4 protein-coding genes and 3 pseudogenes are annotated in these 5835 nt (G+C 66.8%); 4 read left to right on the forward strand and 3 right to left on the reverse strand.

All coding sequences use genetic code 11. The annotated features are described in order from the left end of the window. Window positions 1-141: pseudogene (locus BSZ14_RS20375) on the forward strand (transposase); the annotation flags it as partial. A gap of 32 nt (window positions 142-173) precedes the next feature. Here the strand turns inward: BSZ14_RS20375 and BSZ14_RS18305 are convergent. The 3 genes from BSZ14_RS18305 to BSZ14_RS18315 form a co-directional block, all read right to left on the reverse strand. Further along, on the reverse strand, window positions 174-1067 hold the full coding sequence (locus BSZ14_RS18305; RefSeq protein ID WP_139330536.1) for a hypothetical protein: 894 nt from the start codon (window positions 1065-1067) through the stop codon (window positions 174-176). A gap of 163 nt (window positions 1068-1230) precedes the next feature. Next, on the reverse strand, window positions 1231-1779 hold the full coding sequence (locus tag BSZ14_RS18310) for a hypothetical protein (RefSeq protein WP_076712010.1): 549 nt from the start codon (window positions 1777-1779) through the stop codon (window positions 1231-1233). Beyond that, window positions 1776-2402 (reverse strand): recombinase family protein, encoded by a 627-nt coding sequence (locus BSZ14_RS18315; RefSeq protein WP_076712011.1) that lies wholly within the window; start codon window positions 2400-2402, stop codon window positions 1776-1778. Before BSZ14_RS18315 ends, BSZ14_RS18310 begins: the two co-directional genes overlap by 4 nt. Window positions 2403-2497: 95 nt before the next feature. Between BSZ14_RS18315 and BSZ14_RS18320 the strand changes: the two genes are divergently transcribed. The 3 genes and pseudogenes from BSZ14_RS18320 to BSZ14_RS19910 all read left to right on the forward strand — a co-directional run. Continuing rightward, entirely contained in the window at window positions 2498-5395 is a 2898-nt protein-coding gene (locus tag BSZ14_RS18320) for a Tn3 family transposase (RefSeq protein ID WP_076712012.1), read from the forward strand. A gap of 30 nt (window positions 5396-5425) precedes the next feature. Then, a pseudogene (locus BSZ14_RS19505) lies at window positions 5426-5557 on the forward strand (IS256 family transposase); the annotation flags it as partial. A gap of 49 nt (window positions 5558-5606) precedes the next feature. After that, a pseudogene (locus tag BSZ14_RS19910) lies at window positions 5607-5708 on the forward strand (IS5-like element IS711 family transposase); the annotation flags it as partial. Window positions 5709-5835 lie beyond the last annotated feature (127 nt).

The raw sequence follows: 5835 nt of genomic DNA on the forward strand, positions 1-5835 counted from the left end.
GCACCTACATGATCTGTACGGCATCGACCCCGGCCTTCGCCGGGGCAGGCTGTGTCGCCCGATCTGATCTCGACGGTGACCGACGCCGTACTCGACGAGGTGGCGATCTGGCAGCCGCGGCCGCTGGATCCGGTCTACCCGGGGTCAGTTCCGGCTGAGGGCGAAATGACACCCTAAGACGATCGGTCCTGTGGATGGGCGAGAGCGGTAACGGCATCTCCCATGCGCCATCGATGCCATATGTCGCCGTCGATCAGGTGCAGGGTGTCACTGCGGCCGGTCAGAAGCATGGGCCTTTCCGAACCGGCAAGCTGCAACGGCATCTGCCACGTTGCCAACGGGACTGCCGTTTCACCGTTTCCTGGCTGGTCCAATTCGACCAGGACCAGTCGTGCGGCATCGCTGCCATAGCCGCCGGCGAGCAGCATGTGGTTGCCGTCGATTGCGATCGCTTTTGCGCCGGCAAACTCGTTTCGCCACCATCGCGTCGCTTTGCCGGGGACGAAGCGGACCAGCGGGAAGTCGGTGTAGGGGGATGCCCATGCACCTGAGCCGCTGGGCGTCAGCGCATAGCAATCGGCGATGAACCCTGCTTCCTCGGGCCATGTCGGTACATTCATGATGCTGCCGTCCGGCGCGAAGCAGGCGACGCCATTGGAGGATGGTGGCCACTCCATCCCGGGAACGTACCATCCCCCGCCGAATATGCCTTCATCGAACCAACCGACCCAGATGCGATCCAGGTCGTCGATCGCGACGTGCTCGATACCGTCGCCCAGCATGAACCGGGTCAGAAGCGAACCGTCCGGGGAGAAAACACGGGCATTCGGATCACCGTGTGTGCGAGAGCCGACCACCAGCCAACGGCCATCGGCGAAGCGTCCAAGCAGCGGATGCGGCGTTTCGAGCGGGAAGACAGGGCCTTGTCTCCAACCGTTCTTGTCCTGGATCAGCAGCTTGGCCCGACCGCTTTTGGTGAGACGGTCGATGCGGCCCGGCGGGTCAAGGCGTCCGTCGCGACTGGCGTGAATACGTGCCCATTCGCTTGCCAGATCGACGTCGGCCACGACGACCGCAAGCGTGCCATCGGCGAGGATGGTATGGTGGAGTGCGTACCATCCGGTCGGGATGGGCGAGAGTGACGCAGTGGTATGCGGAGGCATAGGCAGACGAAATACTCCCTCTCGATGGTGCGCTATCGGGTCGCACCGGGCGCGCTGTGCTGGCGGCTCAAATATCGGTGAGATTCTCGGGGTAACGCCCACCGCGCTGGCAGAACAGCAGCCAGGTTTCCCGCCCCTGTTCGGTCAGGAGCAGGCGTTTCGGTCGATCTGGCGCATGATCGAGCAGGTTCAGGCGGATGAGCAGCCTGATGCTGCGTTCACCGATCACCCTGCCAGGACTGCGACCTTCCGTGACGATCGCCCAGCCCGGCGTACCGCGTTCGGTGAGCGCGGGTGCAAGATGCCCGTCGTGCGACCGGCTGCCGTCACCACCCAGGATAGCGAGACAGATGCTCCAGGATCCTTCGCGGGGTCGCGGCGGGATCAGCGCCCATTCGACCGGACCTGTCTCCGACTGCTCCGGCGCCGGAGAAAGCGCTGCCGGACCGTCCCGCACGCCGTCACGATATGCACGTTCCAGTGCCTGGGCGATGGCACCGCCGGTATCGACGGTGAAACCGTACTTTCGGTCGGAGCGATCCTTGCCGACGATACCGCGCACGATCTCGCGGAAACGGGCCTTGCGCCGTGGATCGGGTGGAAACTGTCTGGTCATGCCGCCCCCTCGGCAGGAATCGCATCCTCGCGCGCCCGTCCGACGATCGCGGCGACGGTGTTCTTGCTGAGGCCGAGGTCGCGCGCGATCCAGCGATAGCTGCGGCCTTCGGCGACGAGCGCCAGCACCCTGGGGGCGAGCCGGTCGGACTTGGGACGGTCGCCGGCTTGCCGCCCGAGCTTGCGGCCCCGCGCCCGTGCCGCGGCGAGGCCGGAGCGCACCCGCTCGCTCAGCATATCGCGTTCGAACTGCGCGATGCCGGCGAGCATCGTCGCCATCATCCGCCCGTGCGGCGTGTCGACCTCGAACGTCATGCCGCTCATCGCGACGACCGACACGCGCCAGCCCGACAGCCGGTTCAGCGTATCGAGCAGATCCTGCGTCGAGCGGCCCCAGCGACTGAGTTCGGTGACGAGGATCGCATCGATATGGCGGGCCTGCGCCAGCTTCATCACCTCGGCGCGCGCCGAGCGGTTGGCCTTCATGCCCGAGGCGGTTTCGCGGAAAGTCCCCACCACCTCATAGCCGCCCCGCTCGGCGAAACCGGCAAGGTCGCGCAACTGACGCTCGCACGACTGGTCGGCGGTCGAGACGCGGGCGTAGATGGCGGCGCGTTGTCCCAATTGAACCTTCCCGAAATCCGCCCCCGAAAACCCTTGATTTGCGTAGGCTCAGTGTTGTCCAAAACAGACTTCTGTTCAACCGGGACACTTGGGCCATGCCGCGCCGCCATATCCTGAGCGCCCGGCAGCGGTCGGCGCTGCTCGACCTGCCGACCGACGAGGCGTCGCTGCTCCGTCACTACATCCTCGCCGACGACGATCTGATCCATATCGACCGGCGACGTCGGCCGGAGAACCGCATCGGCTTCGCGCTGCAACTGTGCGCGTTGCGCTATCCCGGGCGGTTGCTGGCACCGGGTGAGGTCATTCCGCTGGCGGTGTCCGCTTTCCTCGGTGCCCAGCTCGGCATCACCGGCGACACGCTCGTTCGCTATGCCGTTCGCCGCCAGACCCGCCAGCAGCACATGGAGGTGCTGCGCCGGACCTACGGCTATAGGTCGTTCCCCGGTCAGGGCGCGCCGGCATGCGCGTTCCGCGACTGGCTGCTCGCCGAAGCCGAACAGGCGCGCTCCAACGACGATCTCGCCCGGCGCTTCATCGCCCGCTGCCGCGACACCATGACCATCCTGCCGGCGATCACCACCATCGAGCGGCTGTGCGCCGACGCGCTGGTCGCGGCCGAGCGCGGGATCGAGAAGCGGATCGCCACCCGTCTCGATCGCGTCGCCTGCACCCGGCTCGACCGGCTGACGACCGAGATGCTGCCGGGTGCGATCAGCCGCTTTATCTGGCTGCGCCGGATCGAGCCGGGCAACAATTCCGCCGCGGCGAACCGGCTGCTCGACCGGTTGGAGTTCCTCCGCGCGATGACCCTCGATGGGGGTCTGCTCGCTGGCGTACCGCCGCACCGCGTCGCGCGTCTGCGTCGGCAGGGCGAACGCTATTTCGCCGATGGCCTGCGCGACCTGAACGCCGATCGGCGTCGCGCCATCCTCGCGGTCTGCGTCATCGAATGGGCCGCCGCGACCGCCGATGCGGTGATCGAAACGCATGACCGCATCGTCGGCCGCACCTGGCGCGAGGCGAAGCAGCTGCACGACGCGCGTACCGCGGAGACCAGAGGCGCGGTCACCGCGACGCTGGACGGGTTCGCTGCGTTCGGCCGGTCGCTGCTCGACGCGCATGGTGACGGCGCATCGCTGGAGGATGCGGTCGCACGCGCGGCGGGCTGGGACCGGCTCGACCGCCTCGTTGCGACTGCCAGGACGCTGACCGACACGCTGGGCGATGATCCGCTGGCGCATGTTGATCGGGGCTATCACCGCTTCCGCCGCTACGCGCCGCGTATGCTCCGCTGCCTCGACCTCGCAGCCGCGCCGGTCGCCCGGCCCCTGCTCGACGCGGTGACCGTCATCGCCGCCAAGGGCGAACTGCCGGCGACCGACGACTTCCTGCGCCCGCATTCCAAATGGCGGCGTCAGCTACGGGTAAAGGGCGGTGACGATACGCATCTCCGTGAGGTCGCGGTGATGTTCCACCTGCGCGACGCGCTGCGCTCGGGCGACATCTGGCTCGACCGCTCGCACCGCTATGGTGACCTGCGCCATGTTCTCGTGCCGATGACGGTCGCGCGCACCATGAAGCTGGTGGTGCCGCCCGACCCGCATGTCTGGCTCGCCGATCGCAAGGCGCGGCTTGCCGATGGCCTCGCCCGGCTCGGTCGCGCCGCGCGCAACGGCACGATCCCGCATGGCAGCATCGAGGACGGCACGCTGCGCATCGACCGCCTCACCGCCGATGCACCGGACGGGATCGATGAGCTGGTGCTCGACCTTTACCGTCGCCTGCCGCCCGTCCGGATCACGGACCTGCTGCTCGAAGTCGATGTCGCGGTCGGGTTTACCGACGCCTTTACGCATTTGCGCACCGGTGTTCCGTGCGGCGACCGGATCGGCCTGCTCAACGTCCTGCTCGCCGAGGGGCTGAACCTCGGCCTGCGCAAGATGGCCGAGGCGTGCAACACGCACGATTACTGGCAGCTCTCCCGCCTCGCGCGCTGGCATGTCGAGAGCGAGGCGATCGACCAGGCGCTGGCGGCCGTGGTCGCCGCGCAAGGTGACCTGCCGATGGCGCGGGTCTGGGGAATGGGCACCACCGCCTCCGCCGACGGCCAGTTCTACCCTGCCGCGCGACAGGGCGAGGCGATGAACACGGTCAACGCGCGCTACGGCAACGACCCAGGCATCAAGGCCTACACCCACGTCAATGATCGCTTCGCGCCATTCGCGTCGCAGCCGATCCCCGCGACCGTCAGCGAGGCACCCTATCTGCTCGACGGACTGACGATGAACGAGGCCGGGCGGCGGATCGAGGAGCAATATGCCGACACCGGCGGGTTCACCGACCATCTGTTCGGGATCAGCGCCATGCTCGGCTACCGCCTCGTGCTGCGCATCCGCGACCTGCCGTCCAAGCGACTGTATGTTTTCGATCCTGCCGCCACGCCGACCAAGCTACGACTGTTGGCGGGCGGCAAAGCACGCGAGGCGCTAATCGTCTCCAATTGGCCCGACCTGTTCCGCTGCGCCGCCACCGTGAGCGCGGGGCAGGTCGCCCCAAGCCGCATCCTGCGCAAGCTTGCCGCCTATCCGCGCCAAAACGACTTGGCCGCCGCGCTGCGCGAGGTCGGCCGGATCGAGCGCACGCTGTTCATCATCGAATGGATTCTCGACACCGGGATGCAGCGCCGCGCTCAGGTCGGTCTCAACAAGGGCGAGGCGCATCACGCGCTGAAGAACGCCCTGCGCATCGGCCGCCAGGGCGAGATCCGTGACCGTACCACCGAGGGCCAGCACTACCGGATCGCGGGCCTCAACCTGCTCACCGCCATCATCGTCTACTGGAACACGCTGCACCTCGGCCATGCCGTCGAAGCCCGGCATCGCGAAGGGCTGGACACGCCCGACCATCTTCTTGCCCATGTCTCGCCGCTCGGGTGGGCGCACATCCTGCTCACCGGCGAATACCTCTGGCCGAAGGACACCGGCGCTTAGGGTGTCATTCCGCCCTCAGCCGGAACCGACCCGAAGCTGCTCTACCTGATCTTGAACCGCTCGGAGAAAGAGTGGAGAATGCCGCCACGTGAGTGGACCATGGCCAAGGCTCAGTTCGCCGTCATCTTCGGCGAACGCTTCATCAAGGCCATGGCGGCGTAATGTTCATCCGCCCGCCCGCACACGAAATTCCTGACAGTCCCCATGCTGTGTCTGGGAACGACTGTTCCATGCCATGGCCGACACGCCGGACTTCGAATATGTCCTCATCGACAGCACGATCTCGAAGGTCCACGCCGATGCGACCGGCGCAAACGTATGGCCCGCCCCGTCGGCAAGCGGTTTGTGTCAGCTATTCTGATCAGTCTGCGAAAACGTATCCGGCCTTTTGACGCAAGGTCATTGGCCAAGATGGAGATCCGCGCGTCCTGGTCCTCATA

Source organism: Sphingomonas sp. Sph1(2015), from assembly GCF_001970915.1.
Lineage (GTDB): Bacteria > Pseudomonadota > Alphaproteobacteria > Sphingomonadales > Sphingomonadaceae > Sphingomonas > Sphingomonas parapaucimobilis.